Here is a 15,592-nt window from a genome sequence, read left to right on the forward strand (position 1 = left end):
ACTACTTTTTGGCGCGCAAGGCGGCTTCGTAAGCCTTGCGCGTCCAGATCGCCAACTCGTCCGGATCGTCGATGGCGCTGTCGGGGATCGACCAATAGGGCATGTGCACCGGCCGGCCCTTGCCGTCATAAGCCCATCGCTTGGCACCCGCTGCCTCGAATTCGGGCGCGCTGACATTGTCGGCCTTGAGCAAGACCTCGTCGCGCACTTCAACGCCGACGATCAGGCCGTTGCAATAGACACCCTTGCCGCCAAACAGCTTTCGGATGCTGACCTCGCCGAGCCCGGAAAAGATCTCGCGGATGGCCTCGTCGTCCATAAGATTCCCCTATCGACTATGCGTCATGGCCGCCCAACGCTCGACCTGAGCCAGATCGATGCCGTCGCGCTGAGCTTCGAACAAAGGATGACCGGTTTCGTGAAGAGTGACGCGCGGCCGCAACCGGTCGGGCTGAAACCATATGTCCGCGCTAAGTGCCAGCGACCCCGGATATTCCGGTATTTCATTCATAAGATAACCGAAACATCCCTCTTTTGCATATGCGCCTGAAGCGAAGCCTGCGCTATAGACGTCCCAGCTTTTCTCCGAGACCGACATCCAGACTCCGAAACGGAATTCGCCCGAAATATTCGGCACAGCCAACGGTAGAAGACAGCGGATAAAGCGATCAACCTCGCCGGTTGAATGGCGCATCAGACAGAAATCGTCGTCGATCCAAGAAGCCGCGCGTGACGCATCATCAAGCGCGTCCCAGTCGACCGGCGGTTCAAACGCCATATCCATCGGCAGGCCGACATGATCTTCACCGCAACATGAGCACCGCCAGCGATACGCCTCGGCGTTCATCTGCTAGGCGCCTACGCCGCGCCTGGGCGCATTTTCGGTCATGCTGACGGCGAAGCGTCCCATTCCAGTCTCCATTCGTCGCCGGCTTCAAGGCGCGTGGAATGTTTCGTCTCAAACCAGGATGGCGAAGGTCGCATCCGCACGCAAGCCTCACAATAACAAAGGCTCAGTACCAGCCGGCCGAACAGCCTGCATACGCTGACCGGATCCGAGACCGGCGAAGAGATGGCAATGTCGGCTTCCATCATCGCGCGGCTCCCTGCGTTGCTGATAGCATGGCAGCCAAAGGGAAAGGAAAGCACCGATGCCGATGTTGCTCAAGGGATCATGCCACTGCCGGGCGGTCCGGTTTGAAGTGCGAAGCCATACGCCCGTGCCCTATCAACTCTGCTACTGCTCCATTTGCCGCAAGCAGCAGGGCGGCGGTGGTTATGCCATCAATCTGGGCGCGCTCTCCGCCACGCTGAAAGTGGTGGGCAAGAGCTCTCTCGGTCTGTACAGGGCGACAATCCATGACGATGAGCGCCCGCAGCCAGAAGTGTCGACCGGCGAACGACGCTTCTGCACGCAGTGCGGGGCCGCGATGTGGCTTTATGACCCGACCTGGCCCGAACTGGTGCATCCCTTCGCCTCAGCGATAGACACCGACCTGCCCAAGGCGCCGAACCGCGTTCATCTGATGCTAAAATACAAGGCATCCTGGGTGGAGCCCGACATCCGGCCCGGAGACACGGCATTCGATCTCTACCCGCCAGATTCGATCGCCGGCTGGCACAAGCGTCACGACTTGTGGGTGGAATGAGCGCAGGTCAGGCAGCGCCCTGGGCGCGGGCCTCGGCCAGTGCCTTGAGGTCGGCGGGCTTCAGCTCGACAGATTCGCCGCAGCCGCAGGCCGAACTCTGGTTCGGGTTGGTGAAGGTGAAGCCGGTGCGCAGCGTGGTGGTCTCGAAATCCATCTCAGTGCCGAACAGGAACAATGCCGCCTCAGGCGCGACATAGACATGGGCGCCGTCGCGCTCGATATGGTCGTCCTTGGGGTTCGGCTCGGTCACCAGATCGACCGTGTATTCCATGCCGGCACAGCCGCCCTTCTTGATGCCGAGGCGGATGCCTTGCGCGTTCTCACGCGTGGCCATGATCTCGCGCACCCGGTCGGCGGCCTTATCGGTCATTGAGATGACGGCGAAGCGTCCCATTCCAGTCTCCATTCATCGCCGGGTTCAAGGCCCGCGGAATGATTCAATTCAAAGCTAAGATGGTGAAGATTGCAGTTGCATGCAAGCCTCAGTACCAACCCACCGCGACCTGCGCTTCTTCCGACATGCGGTCAGGCGTCCAGGGCGGATCGAAGGTCATGGTGACCTCGACGCCCGACACACCTTCGACGGCGCCAACGGCGTTCTGCACCCAGCCGGGCATTTCGCCGGCAACCGGGCAGCCCGGTGCGGTCAGCGTCATGTCGATCTTGACGGTGCGGTCGTCTTCGATGTCGATCTTGTAGATCAGGCCGAGCTCGTAGATGTCGGCGGGGATCTCGGGGTCATAGACCGTCTTCAGCGCCGAAACGATGTCGTCGGTCAGCCGCGCCAGGTCGTCGGCTGGAATGGCCGAGGCTGAAACGATGCCCTTGCCCGCCGTTTCCGGCGCAGGCTCGTGGCTTGTGGTAGCGGTTGCGTCTTCCATGGTGCTCACCCGAAGAATTTCCGCGCCTTTTCAAGCGCTTCGGCCAGAACGTCAATCTCGGCCCTGGTGTTGTACATGCCGAAGGAGGCCCTGCATGTGGAGGTTACGCCGAAGCGTTTCAACAGCGGCTGGGCACAATGGGTGCCGGCGCGTACGGCAACGCCCTGGCGGTCGATGACCATCGAGACGTCATGGGCATGGATGCCCTGAAGCTCGAAGGAGACGATCGCGCCCTTGCCAGGCGCCTCGCCGAAAATGCGCAGCGAATTGATGGCGCGCAGGCGCTCGTGGGCATAATCGCGCAGCGTCGCTTCATGCGCTGCAATGCGCTCGCGGCCGATGCTGTCCATGTAGTCGAGCGCGGCCCCCAGGCCGATCGCCTGGACGATCGGCGGCGTTCCGGCCTCGAAGCGATGCGGCGGCTCGTTGTAGGTGACGTTGTCTTCGGTCACCTCGACGATCATCTCGCCGCCGCCCTGGAAGGGCCGCATCTTCTCCAGCATCTCGCGCTTGCCGTAGAGCACGCCGATGCCCGATGGACCGTAGACCTTGTGGCCGGTGAAAACGTAGAAATCGGCGTCGAGGTCGCGCACGTCGACCGGCATATGCACGGCGGCCTGGCTGCCGTCGACCAGCACCGGAATACCGCGCGCATGGGCGATGCGGCAGATCTCCTTGATCGGCGTCACCGTGCCAAGCGCGTTCGACATATGGGTGATTGCGACCAGCTTGGTGCGGTCGGTCAAACGCTTTTCGAACTCCTCGATGTGGAAGACACCCAAGTCATCGACAGGCACCCAGACCAGCTTGGCGCCCTGGCGCTCGCGAATGAAATGCCACGGCACGATGTTGGAGTGATGCTCCATGATCGACAGCACGATTTCGTCGCCCGCACCAATGTTCGGCATGCCGAAACCATAGGCGACAGTGTTCATCGCCTCGGTGGCCGACTTGGTGAACACGATTTCTTCGGCACTGCCGGCATTGAGGAAGCGGCGGACGCTTTCGCGTGCCTTTTCATAGGCTTCGGTGGCGGCATTCGACAAGAAATGCAGGCCGCGATGCACATTGGCGTATTCATTGGAATAGGCGTGGCTGATCGTGTCGATGACGATTTGCGGCTTCTGCGCCGAGGCGCCATTGTCGAGATAGACGAGCGGCTTGCCGTAGACTTCGCGCGACAGGATGGGGAAATCGCGGCGGATCGCCTCGACGTCGTAGGCTTCGATCTTCTGATCCATCAACAAGTTCCCATGCCTTCATTCACCGCCGCAGTTTCTCCCCGAAAACGGGGAGAAGGAGCTGGTCAGGCGTGCGTCGCAAACCAGTTGGTCAGCAACTCTTCCAAGGGCTCGACGACCGATTCGTCATCGAGTTCCTCGATGACCTCGGCCAGGAACGCCCGAACCAGGAGACCGCGAGCGGTCTTCTCGTCGATGCCGCGCGCCATCAGGTAGAACAGATGGTTGCGGTCGATCTCGGTGACTGTCGCGCCATGGCCGCAAGCCACGTCGTCGGCGAAGATTTCGAGCTCGGGCTTGGTCGAGAACTCGCCGTCGTCGGACAGCAACAGCGTGTTGCAGGCCATGCGGGCGTCGGTCTTCTGCGCCACCTGATGGACGTTGATGCGGCCCTGGAACACGCCCTTGGCGCGGCCGGTGACGACGTTGCGCACCACTTCCGTCGATGAAGTGTGCGGCACTGTGTGATCCAGCACCATGGTGACGTCGACATGGGTGTCGCCGGAAAGCAGGTTGACGCCGCGCAGTTTGAAGTCAGCCCCCTCGCCGGCTGCCTTGACGATGACTTCCTGGCGCACGAGCTTGCCGCCGGCATTCATCACAAACAAGGTGAGCTTGGCATTCTTGCCGAGTTCGGCCTTGAACTGGGCAAGATGGGTCGCGGTTTCAGGCTGATCCTGAACAATCAGCCACAACACCTCGGCATCGTCGCCGAGCTGAAGCTGGCTGACCGAACTGACGAGGCCCGCGCCGTTGCCGGTCTGGCGTTCGACGATGGTCGCCTTGGCGCCCACCCCGACACGTACCGGCATGCGGACATGGACCTGGCCGCCAGCCTGGATGTTCTGCAACTCGATCGGCTTTTCGACCTGGGCGCCGTCTTCGATGTCGACAAAATAGCCGTCGGCGACAAAGGCGGTATTGAGCGCGCCGACAGCGTCGTCACTGCCGTAAGTGACAAGGGCGGGCGCATAGCTGCCGTCGACGAGCATGTCGCCGAGACGCTGGAACGTGACGCCATCGACGCGCGGCATCGCCGCCGACACGCCGTTGATGATCGAAAGCAGGGTCGAGCCTTCAAGCAGAGGCGCTATCGCCTTGGCCGCAACGCTGGCGTCGAAGGCCGGCACGGAGGTCAAAAGGCGACGCAGGTCGGTGTAGTGCCAGGATTCGACGCGGCGGGTCGGCAGGCCAGCCTTGATTTGCTCGATCGCATTGTCGCGCTTGACCATGACGGCGCCATCGCCGGGCAGCAGCGAAAGCCGCTCGCCGAAAGCGTCGATGATCGCCGCCTCCGCCGGGGTTCGCTGGATTGTTGCAAGCATGTTCATGACTGACACCTCACGCCGCCTCTTCGATGATCCCGGCGTAGCCGTTTTCCTCGAGTTCGAGCGCCAGCGACTTGTCGCCCGACTTGATGACCTGCCCCTTGTAGAGCACGTGCACGGTATCCGGCACGATGTGGTCGAGCAGGCGCTGGTAGTGGGTGATGACGATGATGGCGCGGTCGGGCGAACGCAGCGCGTTGACGCCGTCGGAAACGATCTTGAGCGCATCGATGTCGAGGCCGGAATCGGTCTCGTCGAGCACGCACAGTTTCGGCTCGAGCAGCTTCATCTGCAGGATCTCGGCGCGCTTCTTTTCGCCGCCGGAGAAGCCGACATTGACCGGGCGCTTGAGCATGTTGAAGTCCATCTCAAGCGTGCTGGCGGCTTCCTTCACGCGCTTGATGAAATCCGGAATCTTGAGCGGCTCCTCGCCACGCGCCTTGCGCTGCGAGTTCATCGCGACCTTGAGGAACTCCATGGTGGCAACGCCGGGTATCTCCATCGGATACTGGAACGCCAGGAACAGGCCCTTGGCAGCGCGTTCGGCCGGATCCATCTCCAGGATCGACTCGCCGTTGTAAAGGATGTCGCCTTCGGTCACCTCGTAGTCGTCGCGACCGGCGAGGATGTAAGACAGCGTCGATTTTCCCGAGCCGTTGGGACCCATGATGGCGGCGACTTCGCCAGCCTTCACCGTCAGGTTCAGGCCGCGGATGATTTCGGTGCCGCTCTCGGCGATACGGGCATGCAGGTTCTTGATCTCAAGCATCTTTTTTCTTTCTGAATCTCTATCGCCGGTCAGCCGACCGAGCCCTCAAGGCTGATGCCGATGAGTTTCTGCGCCTCGACGGCGAACTCCATCGGCAGTTCCTGGATCACTTCCTTGACGAAACCGTTGACGATCAGCGCAATCGCTTCCTCCTCGGGAATGCCGCGCTGCATCACGTAGAACTTCTGGTCGTCGGAGATTTTCGAGGTTGTTGCCTCGTGCTCGAACTGCGCGGTAGCGTTCTTGGCTTCGATGTAGGGCACGGTATGGGCGCCGCACTGGTTGCCGATCAGCAAGCTGTCGCACTGGGTGAAGTTGCGGGCATTCGTCGCCTTGCGGTGCGCCGAGACCTGGCCGCGATAGGTGTTCTGCGAGAAGCCGGCAGCGATGCCCTTGGAGATGATGCGGCTCGACGTGTTTTTGCCGAGGTGGATCATTTTGGTGCCGGAATCGACCTGCTGATAGCCGTTCGAAACCGCGATCGAGTAGAACTCGCCACGGCTGTCGTCGCCACGCAGGATGCAGGACGGGTACTTCCAGGTGATGGCGGAACCCGTCTCAACCTGGGTCCACGAGATCTTCGAACGGTCGCCACGGCAGTCGCCGCGCTTGGTGACGAAGTTGTAGATGCCGCCCTTGCCCTGGGCATCGCCCGGGTACCAGTTCTGGACGGTCGAATACTTGATCTCGGCGTCATCGAGCGCGACCAGCTCGACCACGGCGGCGTGAAGCTGGCTCTCGTCGCGCTGGGGTGCGGTGCAACCTTCGAGGTAAGAGACGTAAGCGCCTTCCTCGGCGATGATCAGCGTACGCTCGAACTGGCCGGTGTTCTTCTCGTTGATGCGGAAGTAGGTCGACAGCTCCATCGGGCAGCGAACGCCCTTGGGCACGAACACGAACGACCCGTCGGTGAAGACGGCCGAATTCAGCGTCGCGTAGTAGTTGTCTGTCGTCGGCACAACGGTGCCGAGATATTTCTTCACCAGCTCGGGATGCTCGCGGATGGCTTCCGAGATCGAGCAGAAGATGACGCCGGCCTTGGCCAGTTCATCCTTGAAGGTGGTGACGACCGAAACCGAATCGAACACGGCGTCGACGGCGACGCGGCCAGACTTGTAGACATTGTCGCCAAGCTCATCGAGTTCGGGATCGACAGTCTTTTGAACGCCGGCGAGGATTTCCTGCTCGCGCAGCGGAATGCCGAGCTTTTCGTAGACCTTCAGAATCTCGGGATCGACTTCATCAAGCGAGGTCGGTCCGGGCGTGCTCTTGGGCGCGGCGTAGTAATAGATGTCCTGGAAGTCGATCTTGGGATAGTTGACGCGCGCCCAGTTCGGCTCGTCAAGCGTCAGCCAGCGGCGATAGGCGCCGAGACGCCATTCGAGCATCCATTCAGGTTCGCCCTTCTTGGCCGAGATGAAGCGGACAATGTCTTCGCTGAGGCCCTTAGGAGCCTTGTCCATCTCGATGAACGATTCGAAACCGTATTTGTATTGGTCGACATCGATCTTGCGGACCTGCTCGATCGTTTCCTGCACAGCAGGCATAGGCGTTCTCCATCCACGCCGGGGTCAAGGCCCGACAGTTTTCAAACTATGGCACCGCTGGTGCGGCGTAAGTTCCATATAGTGCATTCTTTCCGGAAATTCACCCGGAAGGCCGCCTCGCGGCGCCCTGACACACCCGTTCACTGGCCCTTGGGCCAAATTTCCCGCCTGTCAGGCGGCTTTCGTACGGTCCGTGCGCCGCGCCAGAAGCGCTGCGAGAGCCGTTTCGAATTTTTCAATGTCCGCTTCGGACGTCTGCCGGCCGATCGAGACCCGCAGCGCACCGAGATTGTCGGCAAAGCCCATCGCCTTCAGCACATGGCTGGGACCGACCTTGCCCGACGAACACGCGGAACCGGCGGAGAGCGCGACGCCGCCCAGATCGAAGGCGATCTGCGCCGTCTCAGCCTTGACGCCCGGAATAGCGAAGAATGTCGTATTGGCAAGCCGCTCGGTGCCCTTTCCGAAGATTTCCGCATCGGAAACAAGCCGCGTGATCGTCTCTTCGATGCGATCACGCATGGCGCGCACCTTGTCCACATCAGCGAGCCCGGCCAGGGTTTCGCGCGCGGCCGCGCCAAATCCTGCGATGGCCGCAAGGTTTTCGGTGCCGCCACGATGGCCCTTTTCCTGGCCGCCGCCAGTGACCAATGGCGCGGGCATCATCAGGTCGGCCTGAGCGACGATGGCACCGGCACCCTTGGGGCCGCCGATCTTGTGCGAAGACAGAATCAGGTAATCGGCATAAGCCGCTGACATATCGAGAGGAATACGCCCCGCGGCCTGGACGGCGTCCGCGACCAGAACCCCGCCCGCCGCCTTCACCAGCCTGGCGATGTCGCGGAAAGGCTGGATGACACCGGTCTCGTTGTTGGCGGAATGGATCGCCACCAGCGGCAGGCCTTCCGACTTGTCGTGCGCGGCAAGCGCCGTTTCGAGCGCTGCAAGATCGACAATGCCGTTGCTGTCGACGCCAAGCCGCGTGACGCGATCGGCGGGGAAGCGCCCGCCGTTCAGCACGCACGGATGATCGGCTTCGGTGACGTAGAGACGCGACATGCGCACAGCGCCCCGACCCATGCGCCAATCGGGCGAAAGCAGCGTGGTCGCAGCTTCTGTGGCGCCTGAGGTGAAGACGACGTGATCGGCCTTTGCACCGACGAGAGCGGCGACATCGCGCCTGGCATCCTCGATGATCCTGCGGGCGGCCCTGCCCTCATTGTGGACGGACGACGGATTGGCCACCACATCGAGCGCGGCAACCACGGCCGCACGCGCCGCGGGCAGCAGCGGCGCACTGGCATTGTGGTCAAGATAGGCGCGTGGTCCGGCCATTTTCGGTTCAATCTGCCCTGTCAAATCACGTTTGGGTGTAGAGACGCGCAATTTCCTTGAAATTCCAAGGCGAGCCGTCCTATCTACCCGCTTTGCCAAACGAGCGGTCTCGCCGCCCAGTTTTGAACAGTTCTAAACTAGCTTCTATGAAGACGCGCCCCTCGCGTCAAGGCTGGCCACAGGATTGTTTGATCGGCTTTGCGTCAAGTGGAGTATTCTATGCCAGAGGTCATTTTCACCGGTCCGGCGGGTCGCCTGGAAGGTCGCTATCAGCCGTCCAAGGAAAAGAACGCGCCGATCGCCATCATACTGCACCCGCACCCGCAGTTTGGCGGCACGATGAACAACAAGATCGTGTACGACCTCTTTTACATGTTCCAGAAGCGCGATTTCACCACGCTGCGCTTCAACTTCCGCGGCATCGGCCGCAGCCAGGGCGAGTTCGACCACGGCACCGGCGAATTGTCGGATGCGGCCGCCGCCCTCGACTGGGTGCAGTCGCTGCATCCCGACTCCAAGAGCTGCTGGGTCGCCGGCTATTCGTTCGGCTCGTGGATCGGCATGCAGCTGTTGATGCGCCGTCCCGAGATCGAAGGCTTCATTTCGGTGGCGCCGCAGCCCAACACCTACGACTTCTCGTTCCTGGCGCCCTGCCCGTCGTCGGGCCTGATCATCCACGGCGATGCCGACAAGGTCGCGCCGCCCAAGGATGTGCAGGGCCTGGTCGACAAGCTTCACACGCAAAAGGGCATCACCATCACCCAGAAGACGCTGGCCGGTGCCAACCACTTCTTCGGCAACGATCCGGAGCTGGTGATTGAAGAATGCGCCGATTATCTCGACCGTCGTTTGGCCGGCGAGCTTTCGGACCCGCGCCCCAAGCGCCTGCGCTAAGAGGAGTTCGGCGCATGTACCAGCCTCCGCTGTTTCGCGAGACGCGGCTGGATGTTTTGCATGCGCTGATCCGCAACCATCCACTCGGCCTTCTGATCTGCAACGGATCGGAAGGCCCGGTGGCCAATCTGCTGCCTTTTCTGCTCGACGCCGAGATCGGACCGAACGGCAGGCTGCGCGCCCATCTGGCGCGGGCCAATCCGCAATGGCGGCTGTTGGCTGATACACCCGACATGCCGGTGCTTGTGGTGTTCCAGGGCGCCGACCACTACATCACCCCATCCTGGTACGAGACCAAGCGCGAAACCGGCAAGGTGGTGCCGACCTGGAACTATGCGACCGTGCAGGTTCGCGGCAAGGTGCGGGTGATCGACGACAAGGCCTGGCTTGCCGGCCAGATCACCGAGCTCACCGCCACGCATGAAGCGGGCCGGTCGGAACCATGGCAGGTGACCGACGCGCCGGAGGCCTATGTCGATGCCCAGATCAAGGGCATCATCGGGCTCGAGATCGACATCACCGGCATCGACGGGAAATGGAAAGTCAGCCAGAACCGGCCCATTGGCGACCGTATCGGCGTTGCCGACGGGCTGGAGGCAGAGCAGAAACCGGCCGACGAGATGGCGCAACTCGTCCGGCAATATGGCGGGCTGACGGGCGAATAGCTCCCGCCGCTTCTGCATCACACGCTAAGCGCCTGACGGATTCCTGCTTTACCGCAAGCTACTTAGCTCCAAGAGTTGAGAAAGAGAGTCCGAGCCGCGACGCGGCGGCCCGGACTATCCAAAAGCCTTACTTGGCCTTCAGCAGATCGCTCACTTCAAGCAAAACGAACTCGTTGTCGTCGGCCTTGTCGATGGCGCGGCCGGCCGAGAATGGCAGGTTGTTGTCGTTGCCAACGATGATGTGGCTGTCGTCGACGAGATCGACATTCTCGATGGTGACGAAGGGCATGTCGTAGAAGCCCTCGCCGCCGCCTTGGCGCTTCTTGTTGTCGGGATCGGCGATCTTCATCAGGTCGATGTAGCCGACCTTGCGCACAGCCTTGCCGGCGTTTTCGTCGTTCATTTCGATCTTGTAGATACGCTTGAGCTTGGCGGGCTTGGCGAAGCAATCGGGCTTGGGGTCGTTGGCGTCGGCGCAGGCCTTGTCAGCCGTTCCAGCACCATTGTCGCGCTCGATGACCAGTGCTTCGGTTTCGCTGATCATGTTGAAATCGCCGATGGCCTCGCCACCGTCGGCCAGCGGGTAGAGCCAGCTGCGACCGGTCCACTCTTTCTTGGCGGCGTCGAATTCGATGACGCGGAGCGCGGTCTTGCCATCGACCTTTTCGACCGAACCGTCAGCCATGTAGCGCGGGCCTTCGAGCAGACCGTAGAGCTTGGCGCCGTCCTTCGACATCGCCAGGCCTTCATAGCCACCTGAGCGCTTGAGGTTGAAGGCCGGGTTCTTGGCGGTCGGGTTGCCCGGCAGCGTCAGTGTGGGATGATCGGGCGAAAGCACCGGCTCGCCTTCGACGGTGGTCGCAAAGACGTCGGTGAGTTTGCCATCGAGATCGAACTTGAGCAGATAAGGCCCGAACTCCTCGCCAACCCAGAAGCCATCAGCGACCGGTTGGATCGATTCGACGTCGAAATCGGCGCCGGTGAGAAAGCGCGTGTCGGAACCTTCGAGCACGATGGGGAACGGCGCCTTGCGGTCAGGGTCAGAGAGAAACACCGTCTTCTTGCGGTCGACCGTGCCCTTGTCCCAATCGAACGACAGGTGGTGCAGCATCAGGGCTGCGTCGGAGGAGTTCAGCTTCGAACCGAAACCGTTGTCGGACAGCGACCAGAAGGTGCCGTCGCCCATCGACTTGATGCCCGAAAAGCCCTGTACGGGCTGGCCGTCGAACGGCAACGAAAGGCCGGTGGGACGAACGCCATCCTTGCCTGGAACTGTGCCTAGGCCTTCGGCGCGCTTGCGGTCGGGGGTGGTGAACTTGCCCGAGGTGCGGAGATGCTCCGGCGCATTTTCGGGCGCGGCGATGACGGTGTTTGCCGGCAGGATCGCATGTCCCGCGAGCGTTGCCTTGAATTCCGTCTCGTCCGCGAAGGCGGAAGCGGTGGACAGCGCGAGAACGGCCGCAGCCAGATAGAGAGAGCGTCGCATGGGGGACCCCGATTGGTTGAACGAACGCCCTCCAGCTAGGTCCACGCCATGTCGGGCGGGTGACGCGAAGATGAAACTTTGATGAAGTCCCCGGATCAGGGTTCGGCGCGCAGCCCGCCGCTGACCGGCATGCGGCACCCCGTCGTCGTCGGGAAGGTCAGCGGCAGGCCAAGAGCCGAACGCACCGCCAGATAGGCCCAGGCCTCGGCCTCGGTGGCGTCGCCATTGAGGCCGGCATCCTCGGCGACGATCACCTCGGCTCCCGCCTTTTTTGCCGCTGCCCGGAGATCGCCGACGATATGGGGATTCTTGCGGCCGCCGCCGCAAACGATCCAGAGCTTTGGCGGCTCAGGCAGGTGCTCGACCGATTTCAGGATCGCTTCGGCCGAGACGCTGGCAAGCGTGCGCGCGCCATCTGAAAGCTCCAGTCCTTCGGCCAAAGCGAGGGTGAAATCGTTGCGGTCGAGCGATTTCGGGCCGGATTTCTGAAAGAACGGATTGTCGAGATAGTGCTCGACCACCTGAACGATCACCCCGCCTTCGCTGGCAATCGCACCGCCTGCATCATAGGGCACGCCGCCCTCGCGGCTGACCCACTGGTCGATCAGCGTGTTGCCGGGACCGGTGTCGAAGGCGACGGGATCGCCCGTTTCAGGCACGTAGGTGATGTTGGAGATGCCGCCGACATTGACGAACACCGCAGGCTTCATTGCGGCGTATGGCTCAGGCAGCGAACGGGCGAGCGCCGCATGATAGGCCGGCACCAGCGGCGCGCCCTGCCCGCCATGGATCATATCGTTGGCGCGCATGTCGTAGACGACTGGCACGCCGGTCTCGCGGGCAAGCAGAGCGCCATCGCCAAGCTGCACCGTCACGCCAAGATGCGGCCGATGCAGCACCGTCTGGCCGTGGAAGCCGATGAGATCAGGATTTTGCCACTCGGCGGGCAAGCTGCGCAGGAAGTCTTTTACAGCAGCGGCGTGGCGCAAGGTGATCTCGCACTCCAGGTCTGCAAGATCGCCCGGCCTGTCTTCGCGCCGAACGATCGCCTTGGCTGTCTCAAGCGAAGCCTCGATGCGGCGGCGAAAAGCGGCGTCGTAAGTCACCGCCATGGACGGGCCGAAGACAATCTCGTTGACCCCGTCGGTGCGCAGGACGGCGAGGTCGATGCCGTCCATCGAGGTTCCGCTCATCAGTCCGATCGCAGTGATAACCGCCATGAAGTCCGCCATCCTTGTGATTCCGGGCCTGCAGATGCTAAAGCCCCTGCTTCGCCGATCCAATGCCGGATCGACCGACGCAAACGTCCGCCAAGAGAAAGAACCATGTCCGGCTTTAAATCCGATTTCCTGCGCACCCTTTCCGAGCGTGGCTTCATCCATCAGACCTCCGATGATGCCGGTCTCGACGACCTCTTTTGCAAGGAAACCGTGTCGGCCTATATCGGCTTCGATCCGACGGCATCGAGCCTGCATGCCGGCGGCCTGATCCAGATCATGATGCTGTACTGGATGCAGAAGACCGGCCATCGCCCCGTCCCGCTGATGGGCGGCGGCACCGGCATGGTCGGCGACCCGTCCTTCAAGGACGAGGCGCGCAAGCTGATGACACCGGAAATCATCCAGTCCAACATCGATGGCATCAAGCAGGTGTTTTCCAACTACCTGACCTTCGGCGACGGCCCTCAGGATGCGATGATGGTCAACAACGCCGAGTGGCTCTTGCCGCTCAACTATCTTGAATTCCTGCGCGACGTCGGCCAGCATTTCTCGGTCAACCGCATGCTGAGCTTCGACTCTGTCAAGCAGCGGCTCGACCGCGAGCAGTCGCTGTCGTTCCTCGAATTCAACTACATGATCCTGCAGGCCTATGACTTCGTCGAGCTCAACAAGCGCTATGGCCTGCGCCTGCAGATGGGCGGCTCGGACCAGTGGGGCAACATCATCAACGGCATCGACCTTGGCCATCGGCTGGGTACGCCGCAGCTTTACGCGCTGACTTCGCCGCTGCTGACCACTTCGTCGGGTGCCAAGATGGGCAAGTCGATGAATGGCGCTGTCTGGCTCAATGCCGACATGCTGTCGCCCTATGACTTCTGGCAGTACTGGCGCAACACCGAGGATGCCGACGTCGAGCGCTTCCTCAAGCTCTACACCGCGATGCCGCTCGACGAGGTCGCGCGTCTGGCCGCCCTTGGCGGATCGGAGATCAATGACGCCAAGAAGGTGCTGGCGACCGAAGTGACGGCCATGCTGCACGGTCGCGCTGCCGCAGAGCAGTCTGCCGAGACCGCGCGCAAAACCTTCGAAGAAGGTGCTTTGGCCGAGTCGCTGCCGACGGTCGAGATTGCTGGAGACGAGCTGAAAGCCGGCATCGGTCTTTTGTCGCTGGTCGTGCGCGCCGGGCTTGCGGCCTCCAACGGTGAAGCCCGCCGGCATGTCCAGGGCGGCGCCGTGCGGATCAACGACCAGTCGGTCAATGACGAGCGCCGTGCGGTCACCACGGCTGATCTCACGCCGGAAGGCGTGGTCAAGCTTTCGCTTGGCAAGAAGAAGCACATTCTGGTGCGCCCGGCCTGACCAGGGCCGTCGCGCGAAGCTGGAAAGGCTGAACTGCGTCAGAGAGGTGTGCGTCGGGTACTGCGCGTCGATGCAGGCCCGCCGCACCGTCCCAAGAATTTTGGACAGAGCAATGAGTCGTTTCTGGAGCCGCTTGACGCATGATTTGAAGCCCTATGTGCCGGGCGAGCAGCCCCGCATGGCAGAGCTGGTCAAGCTCAACACCAATGAAAGTCCGTTTGGTCCTTCTCCGCACGTACTGGAAGCGATTCGCGGCGAGGCGGCAGATACGCTGCGTCTCTATCCGGACCCTCAGGCCACCGCGCTGCGAGCTGCTTTGGCCACCTATCACCACGTACGCCCCGAACAAGTGTTCGTCGGCAACGGCTCGGACGAGGTGCTGGCCCACGCCTTCGCCGCTCTGCTGAAACATGATGGGCCATTGCTCTTCCCTGATATCACCTACAGTTTCTACCCCGTCTATTGCCGCCTGTTCGGCGTCGCCTACGAGGCCGTGCCGCTTGATCAGTCCATGCAAATCCGCGTTGCCGATTATCGGCGGCCGGCCGGCGCGCTCATCATCCCCAATCCAAATGCGCCAACAGGGGTGGCGCTCTCCCGGGCGGAGATCGCTGTGCTGCTGGAGGATCATCCCGATGCTCCCGTGGTGATTGACGAGGCCTATGTCGATTTCGGCGCGGAGACCGCGATTCCGCTCGTCGCCTCCCACCCGAACCTGCTGGTCGTTCAAACAATGTCCAAGTCCCGGGCCTTGGCCGGGCTCAGGGTCGGCTATGCGATCGGCGACGCCGAGCTGATCGAGGCGCTCACCCGGGTGAAGGACAGCTTCAACTCCTATCCGCTAGGCCGGCCCGCCCAGGCCGGCGCCATCGCCTCCCTGGAGGACGAAGCCTATTTTCAACAGAGCCGAATTCTCGTCATCGAGGGTCGCGAGCGGTTGAATCGCGGGCTGCTCCGGCTCGGCTTCGAAATGCTGCCGTCCTCTGCCAACTTCGTCTTCGCGCGTCATCCGGCGCATGAGGGTGCTACGCTGGCCGCCGCGCTGCGCCAACGGGCTGTGATCGTCCGCCATTTTCCCGCCCCGCGGATCTCCGACTATCTCAGGATAACCGTGGGCACAGACGGGCAAGTTGACCGGCTGTTGTCGGCCCTCGCTGACATCATGGGCAGCGAGCCTGCATCTGCCTGATTGCTCTTTCGTGGCCAATGTCTGGTTTG

At 62.0% G+C, this 15,592-nt stretch carries 16 protein-coding genes; 5 read left to right on the forward strand and 11 right to left on the reverse strand.

From position 1 onward, the window contains the following. Position 1: 1 nt before the first annotated feature. Entirely contained in the window at positions 2–319 is a 318-nt protein-coding gene (locus tag AC1RTB_RS02500) for a TfoX/Sxy family protein (protein ID WP_492876444.1), read from the reverse strand. Between the two features lie 9 nt (positions 320–328). After that, entirely contained in the window at positions 329–847 is a 519-nt protein-coding gene (locus tag AC1RTB_RS02505; RefSeq protein ID WP_492876442.1) for a DUF2199 domain-containing protein, read from the reverse strand. Positions 848–1,151: 304 nt separating this feature from the next. On the opposite strand from AC1RTB_RS02505, the gene AC1RTB_RS02510 reads away from it, so the two are divergent. Continuing rightward, entirely contained in the window at positions 1,152–1,649 is a 498-nt protein-coding gene (locus tag AC1RTB_RS02510) for a GFA family protein (protein WP_492876440.1), read from the forward strand. Between the two features lie 7 nt (positions 1,650–1,656). Here the strand turns inward: AC1RTB_RS02510 and sufA are convergent, their stop codons facing one another. The 7 genes from sufA to AC1RTB_RS02545 form a co-directional block, all read right to left on the reverse strand. Further along, complete coding sequence (gene sufA / locus AC1RTB_RS02515) at positions 1,657–2,043, reverse strand: Fe-S cluster assembly scaffold SufA (protein ID WP_492876439.1); 387 nt, start codon at positions 2,041–2,043, stop codon at positions 1,657–1,659. 88 nt (positions 2,044–2,131) lie between these two features. After that, on the reverse strand, positions 2,132–2,530 hold the full coding sequence (locus tag AC1RTB_RS02520; protein ID WP_492876437.1) for an SUF system Fe-S cluster assembly protein: 399 nt from the start codon (positions 2,528–2,530) through the stop codon (positions 2,132–2,134). A gap of 5 nt (positions 2,531–2,535) precedes the next feature. Next, positions 2,536–3,771, reverse strand: a complete 1,236-nt coding sequence (locus tag AC1RTB_RS02525; protein WP_492876435.1) for a cysteine desulfurase — start codon at positions 3,769–3,771, stop codon at positions 2,536–2,538. Between the two features lie 65 nt (positions 3,772–3,836). Continuing rightward, positions 3,837–5,102 carry a Fe-S cluster assembly protein SufD gene (gene sufD / locus AC1RTB_RS02530; protein ID WP_492876434.1) on the reverse strand — a complete coding sequence of 422 codons (1,266 nt, stop codon included), beginning with the start codon at positions 5,100–5,102 and terminating at the stop codon, positions 3,837–3,839. A gap of 10 nt (positions 5,103–5,112) precedes the next feature. Beyond that, entirely contained in the window at positions 5,113–5,868 is a 756-nt protein-coding gene (sufC, locus tag AC1RTB_RS02535) for a Fe-S cluster assembly ATPase SufC (protein WP_492876432.1), read from the reverse strand. A gap of 29 nt (positions 5,869–5,897) precedes the next feature. Further along, complete coding sequence (gene sufB / locus AC1RTB_RS02540; RefSeq protein ID WP_492876430.1) at positions 5,898–7,415, reverse strand: Fe-S cluster assembly protein SufB; 1,518 nt, start codon at positions 7,413–7,415, stop codon at positions 5,898–5,900. 171 nt (positions 7,416–7,586) lie between these two features. Further along, entirely contained in the window at positions 7,587–8,750 is a 1,164-nt protein-coding gene (locus AC1RTB_RS02545; protein ID WP_492876428.1) for a cysteine desulfurase family protein, read from the reverse strand. A gap of 219 nt (positions 8,751–8,969) precedes the next feature. Between AC1RTB_RS02545 and AC1RTB_RS02550 the strand changes: the two genes are divergently transcribed. Both AC1RTB_RS02550 and AC1RTB_RS02555 read left to right on the forward strand, forming a co-directional pair. After that, positions 8,970–9,644, forward strand: coding sequence for an alpha/beta hydrolase (locus AC1RTB_RS02550; RefSeq protein WP_184768933.1), 675 nt, complete (start codon positions 8,970–8,972; stop codon positions 9,642–9,644). Between the two features lie 14 nt (positions 9,645–9,658). Further along, entirely contained in the window at positions 9,659–10,309 is a 651-nt protein-coding gene (locus AC1RTB_RS02555) for an FMN-binding negative transcriptional regulator (RefSeq protein ID WP_492876426.1), read from the forward strand. A 127-nt stretch (positions 10,310–10,436) separates the two neighbouring features. On the opposite strand, the gene AC1RTB_RS02560 is transcribed toward AC1RTB_RS02555, so the two are convergent. Together AC1RTB_RS02560 and AC1RTB_RS02565 are read right to left on the reverse strand one after the other, a co-directional pair. After that, positions 10,437–11,795 carry an esterase-like activity of phytase family protein gene (locus AC1RTB_RS02560; RefSeq protein WP_492876424.1) on the reverse strand — a complete coding sequence of 453 codons (1,359 nt, stop codon included), beginning with the start codon at positions 11,793–11,795 and terminating at the stop codon, positions 10,437–10,439. Between the two features lie 95 nt (positions 11,796–11,890). Beyond that, positions 11,891–13,015 carry an anhydro-N-acetylmuramic acid kinase gene (locus tag AC1RTB_RS02565; RefSeq protein ID WP_492876422.1) on the reverse strand — a complete coding sequence of 375 codons (1,125 nt, stop codon included), beginning with the start codon at positions 13,013–13,015 and terminating at the stop codon, positions 11,891–11,893. Positions 13,016–13,120: 105 nt separating this feature from the next. On the opposite strand from AC1RTB_RS02565, the gene tyrS reads away from it, so the two are divergent. Both tyrS and hisC read left to right on the forward strand, forming a co-directional pair. Continuing rightward, complete coding sequence (gene tyrS, locus AC1RTB_RS02570; protein ID WP_492876420.1) at positions 13,121–14,374, forward strand: tyrosine--tRNA ligase; 1,254 nt, start codon at positions 13,121–13,123, stop codon at positions 14,372–14,374. Between the two features lie 112 nt (positions 14,375–14,486). Continuing rightward, positions 14,487–15,563: a histidinol-phosphate transaminase gene (gene hisC / locus AC1RTB_RS02575; RefSeq protein WP_492876418.1), complete on the forward strand. Its 1,077-nt coding sequence runs from the start codon at positions 14,487–14,489 to the stop codon at positions 15,561–15,563. The last annotated feature ends 29 nt before the right edge of the window (positions 15,564–15,592 follow it).

Source organism: Aminobacter sp. GW821-FHT11F06 (assembly GCF_058808215.1).